Source organism: Macrococcus sp. GL_134 (assembly GCF_057834705.1).
In genome coordinates this window covers 1,524,770-1,540,178 of record NZ_CM174409.1, presented here as the reverse complement: position 1 = coordinate 1,540,178, position 15,409 = coordinate 1,524,770, and the positions used below count along the sequence as shown (strand labels likewise).

13 protein-coding genes and 11 tRNA genes are annotated in these 15,409 nt (G+C 44.9%); 22 read left to right on the top strand and 2 right to left on the bottom strand.

From position 1 onward, the window contains the following. Positions 1-39: 39 nt before the first annotated feature. Positions 40-1,020, top strand: a complete 981-nt coding sequence (gene lplA, locus AC3IPL_RS07960; RefSeq protein WP_489242317.1) for a lipoate--protein ligase — start codon at positions 40-42, stop codon at positions 1,018-1,020. Positions 1,021-1,088: 68 nt separating this feature from the next. On the opposite strand, the gene AC3IPL_RS07955 is transcribed toward lplA, so the two are convergent. Further along, positions 1,089-1,307 carry an IDEAL domain-containing protein gene (locus tag AC3IPL_RS07955; protein ID WP_489240454.1) on the bottom strand — a complete coding sequence of 73 codons (219 nt, stop codon included), beginning with the start codon at positions 1,305-1,307 and terminating at the stop codon, positions 1,089-1,091. A gap of 210 nt (positions 1,308-1,517) precedes the next feature. Between AC3IPL_RS07955 and AC3IPL_RS07950 the strand changes: the two genes are divergently transcribed. The 15 genes from AC3IPL_RS07950 (at position 1,518) to AC3IPL_RS07880 (ending at position 7,339) form a co-directional block, all read left to right on the top strand. After that, positions 1,518-2,081: a competence protein ComK gene (locus AC3IPL_RS07950; protein WP_489240452.1), complete on the top strand. Its 564-nt coding sequence runs from the start codon at positions 1,518-1,520 to the stop codon at positions 2,079-2,081. Between the two features lie 80 nt (positions 2,082-2,161). After that, positions 2,162-2,236: transfer RNA gene (locus AC3IPL_RS07945), tRNA-Asn, on the top strand. A gap of 1 nt (position 2,237) precedes the next feature. Next, a tRNA-Ser gene (locus AC3IPL_RS07940) sits at positions 2,238-2,325 on the top strand. Positions 2,326-2,462: 137 nt separating this feature from the next. Next, positions 2,463-5,489 (top strand): efflux RND transporter permease subunit, encoded by a 3,027-nt coding sequence (locus AC3IPL_RS07935; protein WP_489240450.1) that lies wholly within the window; start codon positions 2,463-2,465, stop codon positions 5,487-5,489. Between the two features lie 125 nt (positions 5,490-5,614). Beyond that, a tRNA-Glu gene (locus AC3IPL_RS07930) sits at positions 5,615-5,689 on the top strand. 67 nt (positions 5,690-5,756) lie between these two features. Beyond that, positions 5,757-5,830 (top strand) — tRNA-Met (locus AC3IPL_RS07925). Positions 5,831-5,834: 4 nt separating this feature from the next. After that, positions 5,835-5,907: transfer RNA gene (locus tag AC3IPL_RS07920), tRNA-Asp, on the top strand. Between the two features lie 10 nt (positions 5,908-5,917). Beyond that, positions 5,918-5,990: transfer RNA gene (locus tag AC3IPL_RS07915), tRNA-Phe, on the top strand. Between the two features lie 11 nt (positions 5,991-6,001). Further along, positions 6,002-6,074: transfer RNA gene (locus tag AC3IPL_RS07910), tRNA-His, on the top strand. A gap of 5 nt (positions 6,075-6,079) precedes the next feature. Further along, a tRNA-Gly gene (locus AC3IPL_RS07905) sits at positions 6,080-6,153 on the top strand. Positions 6,154-6,160: 7 nt separating this feature from the next. Continuing rightward, a tRNA-Asn gene (locus AC3IPL_RS07900) sits at positions 6,161-6,235 on the top strand. Further along, positions 6,236-6,307: transfer RNA gene (locus tag AC3IPL_RS07895), tRNA-Glu, on the top strand. Between the two features lie 41 nt (positions 6,308-6,348). After that, positions 6,349-6,437 (top strand) — tRNA-Ser (locus tag AC3IPL_RS07890). Between the two features lie 137 nt (positions 6,438-6,574). Continuing rightward, a complete protein-coding gene (locus AC3IPL_RS07885) occupies positions 6,575-7,060 on the top strand; it encodes a PH domain-containing protein (protein WP_489240448.1) in 486 nt (161 codons plus the stop codon). A gap of 12 nt (positions 7,061-7,072) precedes the next feature. Beyond that, on the top strand, positions 7,073-7,339 hold the full coding sequence (locus tag AC3IPL_RS07880; protein ID WP_489240446.1) for a hypothetical protein: 267 nt from the start codon (positions 7,073-7,075) through the stop codon (positions 7,337-7,339). Between the two features lie 59 nt (positions 7,340-7,398). Here the strand turns inward: AC3IPL_RS07880 and AC3IPL_RS07875 are convergent, their stop codons facing one another. Next, the gene (locus AC3IPL_RS07875; RefSeq protein WP_489240444.1) at positions 7,399-8,319 is read right to left on the bottom strand and encodes a 1,4-dihydroxy-2-naphthoate polyprenyltransferase; all 921 of its coding nucleotides are present in this window, start codon (positions 8,317-8,319) and stop codon (positions 7,399-7,401) included. Positions 8,320-8,469: 150 nt separating this feature from the next. Here AC3IPL_RS07875 and AC3IPL_RS07870 point away from each other — a divergent pair, with 150 nt between their 5' ends. The 6 genes from AC3IPL_RS07870 (at position 8,470) to AC3IPL_RS07845 (ending at position 15,381) form a co-directional block, all read left to right on the top strand. Continuing rightward, complete coding sequence (locus AC3IPL_RS07870; RefSeq protein WP_489240442.1) at positions 8,470-9,735, top strand: isochorismate synthase; 1,266 nt, start codon at positions 8,470-8,472, stop codon at positions 9,733-9,735. After that, positions 9,732-11,408: a 2-succinyl-5-enolpyruvyl-6-hydroxy-3-cyclohexene-1-carboxylic-acid synthase gene (gene menD, locus AC3IPL_RS07865; RefSeq protein ID WP_489240440.1), complete on the top strand. Its 1,677-nt coding sequence runs from the start codon at positions 9,732-9,734 to the stop codon at positions 11,406-11,408. Before AC3IPL_RS07870 ends, menD begins: the two co-directional genes overlap by 4 nt. Beyond that, entirely contained in the window at positions 11,374-12,156 is a 783-nt protein-coding gene (gene menH / locus AC3IPL_RS07860; RefSeq protein WP_489240438.1) for a 2-succinyl-6-hydroxy-2,4-cyclohexadiene-1-carboxylate synthase, read from the top strand. The genes menD and menH overlap by 35 nt, the downstream gene beginning before the upstream one ends. Further along, entirely contained in the window at positions 12,149-12,967 is an 819-nt protein-coding gene (gene menB, locus AC3IPL_RS07855; RefSeq protein WP_489240436.1) for a 1,4-dihydroxy-2-naphthoyl-CoA synthase, read from the top strand. The genes menH and menB overlap by 8 nt, the downstream gene beginning before the upstream one ends. A gap of 76 nt (positions 12,968-13,043) precedes the next feature. Beyond that, positions 13,044-14,435, top strand: coding sequence for an o-succinylbenzoate--CoA ligase (menE, locus tag AC3IPL_RS07850; protein ID WP_489240434.1), 1,392 nt, complete (start codon positions 13,044-13,046; stop codon positions 14,433-14,435). Then, positions 14,422-15,381, top strand: a complete 960-nt coding sequence (locus tag AC3IPL_RS07845) for an enolase C-terminal domain-like protein (RefSeq protein ID WP_489240433.1) — start codon at positions 14,422-14,424, stop codon at positions 15,379-15,381. Before menE ends, AC3IPL_RS07845 begins: the two co-directional genes overlap by 14 nt. Positions 15,382-15,409 lie beyond the last annotated feature (28 nt).

Here is a 15,409-nt window from a genome sequence, read left to right as displayed (position 1 = left end):
TTATTGAATCAATCACATCAGATGTGTAGGAGGATAATGATGAAATTTATCAGTAATAACAATATTACAGATCCAGCGATTAACTTGGCGATGGAAGAATATGTACTGACTCACTTGACAGATGATTCATATTTTTTGTTCTATATTAATGAGCCTTCCATCATCATCGGCAAAAATCAAAATACATATGCTGAAGTCAATCAGGCTTATGTAGATGAACATCATATTCATGTCGTTCGTAGAATTTCAGGTGGTGGGGCTGTGTACCATGACCTCGGCAACTTGAACTTCAGTTTCGTGACTCAGGCAGATGAAGACAGCTTTCATAACTTCAAACGCTTTACTATGCCGATTGTAGAAGCACTGAATGAAATGGGAGTTGCAGCTGAATTATCTGGTCGTAACGATCTGCAGGTCGGAGAACGCAAAATTTCAGGCAATGCGATGTTCCAGTCTAAAGATAGAATGTTCTCACACGGAACACTGATGCTTGACAGTGATATTGAAGAAGTAGTCCGTAGTTTAAGCGTCAACGAAGAGAAACTGATCACAAAAGGGATACGTTCCATCCGTTCCCGTGTCGCGAATATTTCAGAATTTCTTGAGGAGCCGATAACGATCGAAGACTTCAAAGCACGTCTACTGGATCATATTTTCCAAGGTCATGTTGAAGAATATGTGCTGACAGAAGACGACTGGAACGCTATCCACCAGCTCAGCAGAGAGAAATATCAGACATTCGACTGGAACTACGGCAAAAATCCTCAGTACAACTTCGAAGTGCGTCAGAAGTTCCCAGGTGGTTTAGTGGAACTGAAAATGAACGTCAAAAAAGGCATCATTGAAGAGATCAGAATTTTTGGAGATTTCTTCGGAGTCGGAGAAATCGCTGAGATCGAAGAGCTGTTAGTAGGCGTACCGCATCAGAAACAGGCCGTTGCCGATCAGCTGAAAAAAGTTAACTTTGCTCATTACTTCGGCAGAGTGACAGAAGAAGAATTTCTAAGTCTATTATCATAATAAAAAAGATGTTAGTCATTTCCATTGAGGAGTGATTAACATCTTTTTATTTATAAATGAACGGATGGCTATTCAACTGACATATCCTCCAGCTGCTTCAAAGCCTCTGTATAAGTCATGAAGGCTGCTTCGTCGTGATTAACTAACGCCTCGTCGATCAGCTGCTGATATTCTGTTTTCTTCTGTGTTTTCAAAACATCATCGATCAACAGTTCGATATATAGATTATTCAGATTGCTGACAAAAGTTTCAAGGCCATTTTGTTTGACTTGTGGGTATTGGTTCATGGGTATTCCCTCCTCAATATGATTTGTATCAGTATAAAATAACTATACCCAAAATACAATGAATTTTCAGAAAACTTATAATAAAAATGTTGTTATTTTACACCGAGATTTTAAAACGGTGTAAAAATTGTAAAAATAGTACTTTTGTTAACTCAAATGCAACAGAATATTTTATAATTAACATACTATTATATGAACTTGGAGGGCAGTATGTCTAGCTTAAGATATATTATTCGTGAAACTACTATGTATCTCAAACCTGTCATCTATGATGGACATATATATTCCGAAATAAAAGAATATAACAAAACACCTTTTATCATCAATCAGCGGCCATTGACATTGATCGAACAGTCATGTCTGTTCTACAATACGACTTATGCTGCCCGCAAAGAGAAGACAAGAATTGTTGCAGATATCTGCCAGAAGCCGCCGATTGTACTGAAACCTGAGACAGGGACCTATTTCTTCCCGACGCACGGCGACCGCATTAAGGAATCCCATTGGTTCAACCTCGGAATGATTCAGTATTATCGCAGGGGCAAGTATGAAGATACTGAAATCTACTTTGATGATGGGACAGTGTTATCGCTGCCGGCGAGTTATCATATTATCAACACGCAGTTTCTTCATGCTGTTAAACTAGAATACTGTCTGCGTACTAAAGCCATCAAAAATAATAAAGTGACACAGCAGGAAGTAGATTTTCAGCAGGCATATACAAATATCTATGAAGTATTAGCCATGTATGCACTTCTGGAACGACGAGTGTAAATGTTCCATAAAAAAAATTGCCTAAAGCCTTGTATTATTGACTATAGTTGATATAATAATATTTGTTCATTAAAAATTAATCCACAGTAGCTCAGTGGTAGAGCTATCGGCTGTTAACCGATCGGTCGTAGGTTCGAGTCCTACCTGTGGAGCCATGGAGTAGTACTCAAGTGGCTGAAGAGGCGCCCCTGCTAAGGGTGTAGGTCGGGAAACTGGCGCGAGAGTTCAAATCTCTCCTACTCCGTTATAAAACCATCACGTATGTGATGGTTTTTTTGTCTATTTTATGAAGGGACCATGATATTTACGGGTAAGGATGGGGACGAACCTCCTATGAGTAGTCATATCATGTTAAGATAAAATAAAAAAGGTGCTGCTGCTATGATCAAGTTAAGTATTAATCGTCCTGTGCTGACAGTCGTTACCATGCTCCTAGTCATCATTCTCGGAATCATTTCACTGACAAGAATTCCGCTTAAGCTCATTCCAGACATCAATCCACCTGTGGCAGTCGTCGTCACGAGCTATCCGAACGCCGGCCCTGAAGAAGTCAATCAGAAAATTGCTGTACCGCTTGAGCGTGAATTATCTACGCTGCCCGGCTTAACAACGATTTCCACCCAGTCGCAGGAAGGGAACAGCCTCATTTTGATGGAGCTGGACTGGGAGACGTCTGTTGACGATATTGAAAACGATGTGCTGCAGCGTCTATCAAATGTTGACCTGCCTGACGATGCAGCAAAACCTCGATTCCTGAAATTTGATCCGTCTCAGCTGCCGGTCATTCAGCTCGGACTCAATGCCGATTCCTCTGTTTCGCCGACTGAATTCAATGCCCGAGTTGAAGAGTTGACGGATGAATTGAAACGTATTAACGGAGTTGCCTCTGTTGATGCCAACGGTTCAATGACGAAACAGGTTGCTATCACAGTCAAACCCGATTCATTGAAAGCATCAGGTTTGACATTTTCGCAGCTGTCACAGCTCATCTCGAGCAGCGATATCAGCCTCGCCGGAACGACGGTACGAGAGGACGATCAAGTCATTGCGACGCGTGTCCTATCTGATGTAGCAACGATAGAATCATTGAACAAGCTGCCGCTCATCAAGATAGCAGATAGACAGTTGACGCTGGATGACGTGGCTACCGTTAAAGAAGTCACGACTGAGCCTGCCAGTGTGACACGGGCAAATGGTAAGGAGGCTGTACTGGTCAATGTGCTGGAAAAGTCTAATGCCAACACAACTCAAGTAGCGAATACATTTGAAGAAACATTGGCTGATAAGTTGAAGCAGCCTGAATACAAAGGGCTTCAGGCCGAAGTGTTATTCAGTCAAGGCGACTATATCAGTCGTTCCATCCAGTCGATCGGCATGTCACTCATGCTCGGTGCAGTATTTGCGATGGCGGTACTGTTCGTCTTCCTGAGAAACATAAGAAGTCCATTGATCATTGCGGTAGCTATTCCTTACTCTGTGATTTTTACGTTTGTGCTGATGTTCTTCGCTGATTTCACTGTGAACATATTGACGCTCGGCGGTCTCGCGCTCGGTGTCGGGATGCTTGTCGACAATGCGATTGTTGTCATCGAGAATATTAACCGGCATTTGGTGATGGGCAAGAGCTCTAAAACAGCTGCTCTTGACGGTGCAAGAGAAGTAGCGTTTGCCGTTACCGGCTCGACATTGACAACAGTTGTAGTATTCCTGCCGGTTGTCTTTATTACAGGAATCATCGGTGAAATTTTCACAGAGTTTTCGATGACCATTGCCTTCAGTTTAATCGCTTCACTCATCGTTGCTCTGACCGTTGTGCCGATGCTTGCTGCACGCTTTCTAAAAGCATCACATATCACTTACAAAGAACCCTTTTACCAAAGAGGGATTCATACGATACTCAGTTCAGCCATCCGTCATAAACTGATCACACTGGCTGTTGTCTTAGCATTGATCGGTGTCAGTGTATTCGGATTGACGCGTATCGGTACTATATTCCTGCCGCAGACAGACGAAGGATTTATGACCGTCAATGTCGATATGGGGAACGGCACAGATAAGCAGCTGACAGAGAAAGTCGTCAGCGACATGAGTGAAGTGCTGAACAAAGAAGCTGCGATAGACTATTCACTGTCGGTTGCAGGGACATCCAGTGGGTTCGCAGGAGGGACTGTTGATGAACATCTGGCCTCCATCTATATTAAGATGAAGCCGCTTGACGAACGCCAACTCGCGACTAGTGAACTGAGTGACCGACTGCTGCCGGAGCTCAAGAAAATTGCAGCCGGCTACAAACAACAGGCAGAAGTCAGTATGAATGACTCGAACTCCACAGGAACAGATGCCAATGCCTATACATTCAATCTATCCAACAGCTCACGTGTGAAGCTGCTGGAAGACGAAAAGAAATTGACGCAGTCGCTTGAGACCATTGACAGTGTGACAACCGTTGACAACAACCTGCAGGAAACGACACCAGAACGCGTCATTAAGCTCAACCGCAGTCAACTGGCAGCAAAAGGGTTGAATGCCTCTGAAGTAGCAGCTGATATCAGTACTATGATGCGGGGTCAGACATTATTTACGATGCCGGATCAGTCTGGAGACCTTCAAGATGTAGTGATCCAGCTGCCTGAGAAAACGATTAATACAAATCTCGATGACGTGATCATTGGACGTCAAGGTCAGACACCTGTCACGTTGAAACAAGTATCGACTGTCATCGAGCAGGATGCGCCGGTGTCCATTGAAACCATCGATAAGGACAGTGCCATTCAGTATACGTTGAACTTGAAGTCAGGCACATCAACAACAGATGTCAAAGAAGCAGTCGACAAACGATTTGACGCCTTATCGCTTGATGCTGGTACTGCTATGACAGCTGAAGGAGACCAGGCATTGATTGATGACTCAATGGATGACATGATTATGGCACTCATACTTGCTGCGATTCTCGTCTACTTCGTGATGGCCGCACAGTTTGAATCATTTAAATATCCATTGATCATCTTTATGACAGTACCGCTCACAATCATCGGTATCTCACTTAGCCTATGGCTGACAAAGACACCATTCAGCATTTCAGTTGTCATCGGTGTGCTCGTGCTGATCGGCATTGTTGTCAATAATGGTATCGTCCTTGTTGACTTCATCAATCAGCGGCGACGAGAGGGCATGGATGCAGTTTCTGCCGTCAAAGAATCAGTACGTTTAAGAACACGGCCGATATTGATGACAGCGCTGACGACTATACTCGGATTGATTCCTGTAGCATTAGGATTAGGAGATGGCGGTGAAATCAATCAGCCGATGGGTATTACGGTCATCGGAGGATTATTGATCAGTACACTATTGACATTGATCATCATCCCTGTCATTTATCTACTGTTTGAACGCAGTAGAGTCAAGTAACTATTGCGCAGCCCAGGAAGCATGTTTCCTGGGCTGCTTTTTTGTTGATTCTCCTGTCATTTGACGTCAAATAAAGTATTGACGTCTTTACAAATTATTTATATACTAAAAAAGTCCTTTAATCAGGCCCCTTGGTCAAGCGGTTAAGACACCGCCCTTTCACGGCGGTAACACGGGTTCGAATCCCGTAGGGGTCACCATTTACACTTTTTACTTATTGACTGATTAAGTTTACAAATGATATATTTGAAAAGTACTTTTTATTGACGCGGGATGGAGCAGTCTGGTAGCTCGTCGGGCTCATAACCCGAAGGTCGGTGGTTCAAATCCGCCTCCCGCAACTAAGGTCCCGTGGTGTAGCGGTTAACATGCCTGCCTGTCACGCAGGAGATCGCCGGTTCGATCCCGGTCGGGACCGCTTTTTTTTTGGCTCAGTAGCTCAGTCGGTAGAGCAATGGATTGAAAATCCATGTGTCGGCGGTTCGATTCCGTCCTGAGCCATCTTTTATATGGCGATTGTGGCGAAGTGGTTAACGCACCGGATTGTGGTTCCGGCATTCGTGGGTTCGATTCCCATCAGTCGCCCCTGTGCGGGTGTAGTTAAATGGTATAACCTCAGCCTTCCAAGCTGATGTCGTCGGTTCGATTCCGATCACCCGCTCCATTGTTATTCCACAGTAGCTCAGTGGTAGAGCTATCGGCTGTTAACCGATCGGTCGTAGGTTCGAGTCCTACCTGTGGAGCCAGGCCCCTTGGTCAAGCGGTTAAGACACCGCCCTTTCACGGCGGTAACACGGGTTCGAATCCCGTAGGGGTCATATAATCAGAGGTGAAATATCGCTTCTGATTTTTTAATTATGGAGGGTTGTCCGAGCTGGCCGAAGGAGCACGCCTGGAAAGTGTGTAAACGTCACAAGCGTTTCGAGGGTTCGAATCCCTTGCCCTCCGTTATGAATCATACTGATAACAGTGAGCTGTAATACTGTTGTCAGTATTTTTTTGTTATAAAAAAGTAACAGTATGGTTATATTAGTTTTAGTCAAAAATGGTATGATAAATCTATCAAATGTGTAAAAGAGGTCACTATGGCAAAGAAAAAACATTCTAGTCGTGTAGTATTGGAAAATATAGAATACCCTGTTAAATATAAAAAATTTTCTAAAGCGTTTAAAAAAGTGAAGAAGTCAGAACGTCGATTTTTCATCAAATTACTGAAAGTATATTGTCAGGAAATCGGTAATCGGGAGATGATTCATTTTGCTTCATACAGTGAGCTGAATCTGAACCAAAAAGGCTTGATAATCATGCTTGAAGACCGCATGATGCTGATTCATGGCAAAGACCAGACTCAATTAGTTCACTTCAATCAAATAAAATACAATAAGATTGATACGATAGACTTTGATAGAAAAGATGATCATAATAAAAACGATGTGTACGGTTCATTATTTCTGACGGTCAAACGTAAAAATTTAGGGACGAAAAATTTTACGATCAGAAGTTTAAAGCGTGAAGACTTGCCTGAAATTACAGAGTTTATTAGAATGAAAATGCCGTTCAATAAAATATAAAGGGGTATGATCATGGCAAATATCGATAAACTTGTACAATATGCTGAACTCAAAGTAGGACAATTTGGTGCTGACTATCGTGAGAACTATGAAGATGACGATGTCGCACAGATTCAACCGAATGCAGTCCGTGCAGAAGGGTCTGAAATCATCGTGTCATATGATGAACAGACTTATACGATTGAACTGAACCGCTCTGGTGTGTCAGATGACGTGACACCGGAAGAGGCACAGGAAGTCGCTGCCCGCATTGAAGAATATTTCAAATATGCTCAATAACATGAATTCACAAACAAACCAGCTCGGAAGTTCCGAGCTGGTTTTATGTTGTGGTTATTTTAGATTGCGAATACTGCTGTTAAATATAAGGCAATGGCCAATAAGAATCCGAACAGCGTATTAAACTGACCGGTCACTTTCATCGCAGGCATCAGTTCAAGGGGCTGGTCACCTTTGAAGAAGCGGTTCACCGCTTTGATCGGTAAGTTGGCACTTAACAGGACCAGTAACAGGAACAATGAGCCATATGATTTTATGAAGGCAATATAGAGAATGACCACAAAACTGATAAAATACAAGACAGCCATCGTGATAATTGCTATTCTTTTGCCGACAAGAATGACATATGTCTTGCGGCCGCTCGCTTTGTCTTTGACGCGGTCGCGGATATTGTTCGCCATGTTGATCATGCCGATATTGATCGATACAGGAATACTCATGAGTGCTGGATACCAGTGAAGATGCCCTGTATGAATATAGAACGTAATCATAATGATGACAAATCCCATGAAGAACCCTGCAAACACTTCGCCGAACGGAGTCCAGGAAATCGGGAAGGGCCCGCCGGTATACAGATAACCGACCGCCATACAGATGATGCCGACCAGCAGAATCCACCATGAAGACTGGGCGCATATATAAAGGCCGAGTATCGCTGCAATGATATAGAACGCGACGGCAAGATTGAAGACTGACTGCGGTGACATACCGTTACGTACAATGGCTCCACCGATGCCGACTGATGTATGGTCATCGAGGCCGCGCTTGTAATCAAAATATTCATTGAACATATTCGTTGCGGCCTGAATCAATAGACAGGCAATCAGCATGACAATCAGCAGATCGATGCGGATCGGTCCGAAGTAGCGGGCTGCTGCTGTACCGACGAGCACGGGTACAAACGAGGCAGTGAGTGTATGCGGACGCATAAGTTGGTAGTATTTTTTAAAGCCTTGCTGCGTTGCTAAATGTTCTGACATGTATAATCTCCTATTCGTTCATTTACAGATTGTATTTTATTCCTATTTGAAATAGTAGTCAATGAACGATGCCCATGATATCCATATGGACCGAAAAAGTGGTAAACTATATAAGACTATAAAAGTGAACTGAAAGAAGCTGAATGTGGAATGATGGAGGAATATAAATCCATAACAATACATCAAATACAGTGGTATGAAGAAATTCTGCCGTATCAATTATTTAATATATTTGACGACTATAACGACCGTTATTTCTTCATGACAAAGGAGAAGGATGAATGGCTGCTCGGTCTCGGCGCGGAACGGCTGATTAATGTCAATCACCGTTCACCGAGCTATGTCAACCAAGTGTTCAGCAAAATGCTCAGCACATGCACGGTTATTGGTGAACTGCCGAATATGATCAGATTGTTCGGAGGTTTCCAGTTTGACGAAGGCTGCAATGCAGACTTTGCAGGTTTCGGTCACAGTCATTTCATCTGGCCGAAGATTCAAGTGCTGTTCAAAGATGGGACGTATTATTTATCGTTCACCAATATGACGGCAAAGGAAATCGATGAATTTGTTGCGCAGCTTGACCGTCAATATGAGACTAAGCAGCTGCCAGCAGTGATCAGCCAGCATGATATAGATGCAGATAGATTTCTGAACAGTGTCAGTCTCGCTGTGGAAGAGATGAAAACCGGGCCGTTGACTAAAGTAGTGCTGTCCCGGCGCAAGAAAGTGCAGCTTGCTGACAAAATCGACAATGCAACGTTGATCAGACGCGGATTTCATGACCATGAGCACAGTTATTTCGTGCTGCTCGAGCACCAAGACCGCACCTATGTGTCAAGAACGCCTGAGCAGCTTGTCAAAGTGACAGCGCATCAACTCAGCACTAATGCCATCGCCGGTACAATGAGCAATCAGCTGTCGGATGCAAGAGAGCGGCTGCTCACTGACGAGAAGAATCTGCAGGAACATCAGATTGTTGTGGCAAGCATTACAGATGATCTGACACCGTATTCATCAGAACTGTCTATACCGGAAGCTCCTGGCATTATGGCGAACCGCTATTTCTATCATCTCTATACGCCGATTACCGGAAAAATCGGCGATAATGATGTGCTGACATTGACACAGGCGATGCATCCGACGCCTGCTCTCGGCGGCTTCCCAAAAGGAGAAGCAGCTGCATTTATTCAAGAAGTGGAAGGGAACCGCGGCTTTTATGGTGCGCCGATCGGATATATCGATGCGGGTATGGACGGCGAATTCATCGTCGCCATCCGGTCGATGGTACTGCATGACAAAGAAGTGATATTATTCGCCGGATGCGGAATTGTCGCTGACAGTCGCCCGGAAGACGAGCTCTATGAAACAGAAATTAAATTTAAACCTATGCTTCAACTGTTAGGGGTGTCTCAGTGAAAAACGAACAATTGACGAAACAAGTGTTTCAAACAATCAAAGGATTATATGATTACGGTGTGCATGAAGTGGTCATTTCACCAGGTTCACGGTCAACGCCGCTTGCGATGGCCTGTGAAGTTCATCCGCAGATGACGACATATATTCATCCGGATGAGCGGAGTGCGGCATTCTTTGCGCTCGGACTCATAAAAGCAACTAAAAAACCGGTTGCCATCATCTGTACGTCAGGTACGGCTGCAAGCAATTATATGCCGGCAGTATCTGAAGCCTGTATCAGTCGTCTGCCGTTAGTCGTCATTACAAGTGACAGACCACACGAGCTGCGTAATGTCGGTGCGCCACAAGCAATCAATCAAGTGCGGATGTTCTCGAACATGGTGAACTATGAAGTGGATTTCCCGCTTGCGGATGATTTTCAGTCATCACATAATTTCATCGATGCTGTCATGATGCAGTCATCGCGCTATTTCTCCGGTCCGGAATGTGGACCAGTGCATTTCAATATGCCCTTTCGTGAGCCGCTTGTTCCTGATTTGACGGCGACAGAACTGCTGACAGTAGAGGATAAGAGTCAAGTGACCTACCAGAAGACGGTCAATATCGAGCCGCTCCGGAAGATCATGCTCCGCAGCCGCGGGATGATTGTCGTCGGTGACTGCCAGAATGAAGATTTGTCGCAGTTATTGTTATTTGCGGCTATTCATCAGCTGCCGGTCTTTGCCGATCCGTTAAGTCATCTCCGCCATCAGGATTCACCTTATATTCTGTCGACAGGTGATACATTGTTCAAAGTCTATCAATCCATTAATCCCGGCTATATTATTAGAGTCGGTAAGCCAGTTGTATCCAAAGCCATCAATCGCTGGCTCAGCACTGTGGAAGCTCCGCAAATACTCGTGCAGAACGCATTGAAACCCGATACGTATCCTGTCGTACCGGATGTTCATCTGGAAATGACAGCGAATGACTGTTTCAGACAGCTCGCAGAAGAAAGTCCGGTCATCAGTCACGGCTGGTTTGAATTGTTCTCACACTTGAATGCAGTAGTTACGAATGTCATTCAACAGCACATTCATGCAGTGAACGATGAAGGAACGATCTTCGCCCGGCTGGCAAGACAGCTGGACAGCGATGAAGTATTGTTTCTCGGCAACAGTATGCCGATCCGCGACTGCGATACGTTCTTCATTGACGGACTGGCGAAACCTTATGGCAATCGCGGTGCTAATGGCATTGACGGCGTTGTCTCGACCGCGATGGGAATGGCTGTCCATAAGAAAGTAACGCTTGTGATCGGTGATATTTCGTTCTTTCATGATATGAATGGATTGGTTATGAAGAAGCTGGAAGGTCTTGATATCCGCATTGTCGTCATGAACAATAATGGCGGTGGGATATTCAGTTACTTACCGCAGAAAGAAGAAGAACTGCTGTTTGAACGGTTGTACGGGACGCCGCTTGACCTGGATTTTGAACATACGGCGAAACTCTATGATTTCAACTATCAGCGCTATGAGACGTATGACCATATTCAGCTGCCGAAATACGGGGCACATATTATCGAAGTGATGACCAGCCGCGAAGACAATGTGACGGCCCATCAGGCGCTCACAGAGAAAGTAAGGGAAGCAGTCTATGCTGAACTATCACTTAACAACGCATCACAATAACACGCTGCTGGTCATGCTGCACGGCTTTATGGGAGACCATCATGCCTTTGATCATGCTGTCAGCAGACTGCAGCAGGACATAGATATTGTCACAGTCGATCTGCCGGGTCACGGCGAAAGTATGCCGGTGCATGAGCAGTGGACATTTGGCTGGATAGCACAGCAGCTTAATCGACTCATTCAGTCATTTTCGTATGACCATATCTATATATACGGCTACTCGATGGGCGGCAGGATTGCTCTGTATTACGGGTTGAACTATCACGTGGATGGACTCATTCTGGAAAGTACGTCTGCAGGGCTGGAACACAGGAATGAACGAACAGAGCGCCTTGCTGTCGACCGTGACAGAGGCGCGGCCATCGTCAATGACTTCGAACAGTTCGTGACACATTGGGCAGGGCTGCCGTTATTTCACACCCATCAACCATTGTCCGACCATCAGGCAGCACAGCTTGACGCGATGAGAAGGCGGCAGCAGCCGGCAGCCTTAAAAAAAGCGCTGGAGGATTACGGCACAGGATCACAGCCGTCACTCTGGCACCTGCTAGGGGATTATCATCAGCCGGTGCTGCTGTTGACAGGGACGCTGGACGCGAAATTTGAGCAGCTGAATGCCCGCATGCATAAGCTGATGCCGAACAGCCGACATATTAAATTGCCGGCAGGACATACAATTCATGTGGAACATCCCGAAATTTTTGATACAATAGTAATAGAATTCATTAAGGAGGCTAACCATGTCTAGAGTATGGGAAACAGTCAAAGAATACAAAGAAATCAAATATGAATATTTTGAAGGAATCGGTAAGATTATAATCAACCGTCCGGAAGTTCGTAACGCATTCACACCGAACACGGTCATGGAAATGATTGATGCCTTCTCACGTGCCCGTGATGATCAGCGTATCGGTGCTATCATCTTAACAGGTGAAGGCGATCTTGCGTTCTGTTCAGGTGGAGACCAGTCAGTACGTGGACACGGTGGTTATGTAGGCGATGACAACATTCCTCGTCTGAATGTCTTGGACTTACAGCGTTTAATTCGTGTCATCCCGAAACCAGTCATCGCGATGGTTCGCGGTTACGCAATCGGCGGTGGTCATGTGCTGCACGTCGTCTGTGACTTGACGATTGCTGCAGATAATGCACGTTTCGGTCAAACTGGTCCTAAAGTCGGTTCATTTGATGCCGGTTATGGTTCTGGTTACCTGGCACGCATTGTCGGCCACAAAAAAGCGCGTGAAATCTGGTACTTATGCCGTCAATATAACGCACAGGAAGCTCTTGACATGGGCTTGGTCAACACAGTAGTACCACTTGCTGATATCGAAGACGAAACAGTGAAATGGTGTAAGGAGATTTTACAGCATTCACCGACAGCACTGCGCTTCCTGAAAGCTGCTATGAATGCAGATACAGATGGTTTAGCAGGACTTCAGCAGTTTGCAGGAGATGCGACATTACTGTACTACACTTCAGACGAAGCAAAAGAAGGCCGCGACGCATTCAAAGAAAAACGTCAGCCGGACTTCGATCAGTTCCCTAAATTCCCATAAACTTTAACAAGTTAACATGATACGCGCGCTTTCAACATGAAAGTCAGCGCGTATTTTAATTAAAGGAGTAGCAATCATGAATCACTGGTTATATACACAAGCACAGAATCGCCCGCATCATATTGCTTTGAAGTCAGGTGAAACAGAGCTGACATTTCAGCAGCTCTATCGTCATGCGTCAATGGTCAGCCATCAGCTGTCGGCGCTTGAACTGCCGAAACGTATTGCTATTCAGCCGACCAACCAGTTATCAACGGTCATCATTATTCATGGTATTATACTGTCGGGTCGCGAAATGGCGAGCATCAACACGCATCTGACTGAACACGAAGTCAGCCGTCAGCTGTCTTCCATAGGAGTGGATGTGTTGATCACTGACAGCGATTATTCGACGATTCAGATCATCTCACCGGAATCACTGCTGCTAGATTCAGATGAAGCTGGAACTGACCGTCCTTTTGAACCGGATGACATCTTATCCATTATGTTCACGTCAGGAACGACGGGTGTACAAAAGGCAGTGCCTCAAACATTCAATAACCATTATGCCAGTGCTGAACGCTGCAAATGGTCGTTTCCCTACGAGGCGGCGTCCAGATGGCTCGTCTGCCTGCCGCTCTATCATGTTTCGGGACTGAGTATTATGCTGAGAAGTGTCATTGAAGGGTTTACAGTCATCTTGTTTGAGAAATTTGAAGCAGCAGCGGTATTAAAGAGTATTGAAGAAGAAGGCGTCACGCATATCTCGCTCGTACCACAGACACTCGACTGGCTGCTTGACGCAGGGCTTAAGCGCCATCAGCTGGAAGGACTGTTAATCGGCGGAGCGAAGATGGATGAACGGACACTTGATAAGAGCCTTGCGCTCAATCTTCCGGTCTATACATCATTCGGCATGACTGAAACATGTTCACAGTTCATTACAGCAACACCTGAAGATATGAAGCAGTATCCTAATAGTGTCGGCAGAGTGACAGGTGACATCAAAGTTGCAGCCCCGTTGAACGGAGCAGGGGAAATTCTGGTCAAAGGTGATAATGTCATGACTGGCTATTTGTATCCTGAGGAAGCTAACCAATCATCCTTTACAGATGGATTCTTTATGACAGGGGACATCGGACGGATTACAAATGGTTATTTGTATGTGCTGGACCGTAGACGCGACTTGATTATTTCAGGTGGTGAAAATATTTATCCTAGTGAGATTGAACAAGTCGTGCTGACAATCCCTGCTATCAGTGCGTGTGCGGTTGTAGCACTTGATGACGACAAATGGGGACAGCGGCCTGCACTTGTCTATGAAGCGGCAGAAGGTATGGATGACGAACTCGCAGTGCTGCTGGAAGCAAACATTGCGAAGTACAAGCGTCCGGTTCTTCTAAAGCGGACGGACCATATCGAACGGACCAGCAACGGCAAAATATCTAGACATCGTGTGAAGGAATGGCTGTTGAATGAGATTCAGTAATCTGAAGTTATATCGTTACAAAGCGCCTTTTCGTCAGCCAATTGAGACAGTGAAAATACAGATGAGTGAGCGGCACGTCTTAGTGATCTCACTTGAGATTGACGGTAAGACCTATTATGCGGAGAGCAACGCATTTTTGACGCCATGGTATCATACTGAAACTATTGGCACAGTAGCAGCAGCTGTCCAGACGATATTCAATGCTATAAAAGAAACGTCATTTGAAAGTTTTGCAGCACTTGGAAACGCATTGTATCAGTTTAAAGAAACGCCTCATGCGATAGCACTGTTTGATTATATCGGCTGGCAGTACTTCCACGACCGCCATCCGGTCACAGTGCCGTTAGGGTATACGATCCATCGAGATATTCCAGAGCACTTGACGAACCGGGTCAAAGTTAAATGGACCGATGATATCGTCACGACAGTGAGACAGCTCCGCATGCGCTATCCAGACATTGCTATCTGTATCGATGCAAACGGCAGTCTGACTGAAAGAGACATCCCTGTACTAGAAGCATGTCTCACATACCATATTGACTACATCGAAGAACCATTCAGTGATATTGCGCTCTATCACCGATACAGACAGCTGCCGCTTGCCATCGATGAATCTGCTGACAGTATAGAGAACATACTGAAATATACTGCAGCAGGCGTTGAGATCATCATCGCGAAATATTCAAGGCTTGGCGGTGCATATCCTGTATTGATGTTGAAAGAAGCAATGCCTGATAAGAGAATCATTATCGGCGGTATGTATGAATTCGGATTAAGTAAATATTTCACAGCAGCACTTGCTGAGGAGATGGGGACAATCCCTGACATCACACCGAAAGGCACTTATTTTATACAAGATTATGCAGACTGGGAGGAAACCATTTCAGCAGGTATGATGACGATGAGTTTTCCGCAAGTAGATGTGCAGCGGCTGGAACCGTATTGAAAGAAGATGGATTGCATATATAAAAAAA

What these genes read in the sequence shown, in the direction of transcription:
- AC3IPL_RS07870 (WP_489240442.1), top strand. Translation starts at nt 8,470, where the DNA reads ATGATGGAGGAATATAAATCCATAACAATACATCAAATACAGTGGTAT.
- AC3IPL_RS07955 (WP_489240454.1), bottom strand. Translation starts at nt 1,307, where the DNA reads ATGAACCAATACCCACAAGTCAAACAAAATGGCCTTGAAACTTTTGTC.
- AC3IPL_RS07880 (WP_489240446.1), top strand. Translation starts at nt 7,073, where the DNA reads ATGGCAAATATCGATAAACTTGTACAATATGCTGAACTCAAAGTAGGA.
- AC3IPL_RS07845 (WP_489240433.1), top strand. Translation starts at nt 14,422, where the DNA reads ATGAGATTCAGTAATCTGAAGTTATATCGTTACAAAGCGCCTTTTCGT.
- AC3IPL_RS07875 (WP_489240444.1), bottom strand. Translation starts at nt 8,319, where the DNA reads ATGTCAGAACATTTAGCAACGCAGCAAGGCTTTAAAAAATACTACCAA.
- AC3IPL_RS07885 (WP_489240448.1), top strand. Translation starts at nt 6,575, where the DNA reads ATGGCAAAGAAAAAACATTCTAGTCGTGTAGTATTGGAAAATATAGAA.
- menB (WP_489240436.1), top strand. Translation starts at nt 12,149, where the DNA reads ATGTCTAGAGTATGGGAAACAGTCAAAGAATACAAAGAAATCAAATAT.
- AC3IPL_RS07950 (WP_489240452.1), top strand. Translation starts at nt 1,518, where the DNA reads ATGTCTAGCTTAAGATATATTATTCGTGAAACTACTATGTATCTCAAA.
- AC3IPL_RS07935 (WP_489240450.1), top strand. Translation starts at nt 2,463, where the DNA reads ATGATCAAGTTAAGTATTAATCGTCCTGTGCTGACAGTCGTTACCATG.
- menH (WP_489240438.1), top strand. Translation starts at nt 11,374, where the DNA reads ATGCTGAACTATCACTTAACAACGCATCACAATAACACGCTGCTGGTC.
- menE (WP_489240434.1), top strand. Translation starts at nt 13,044, where the DNA reads ATGAATCACTGGTTATATACACAAGCACAGAATCGCCCGCATCATATT.
- lplA (WP_489242317.1), top strand. Translation starts at nt 40, where the DNA reads ATGAAATTTATCAGTAATAACAATATTACAGATCCAGCGATTAACTTG.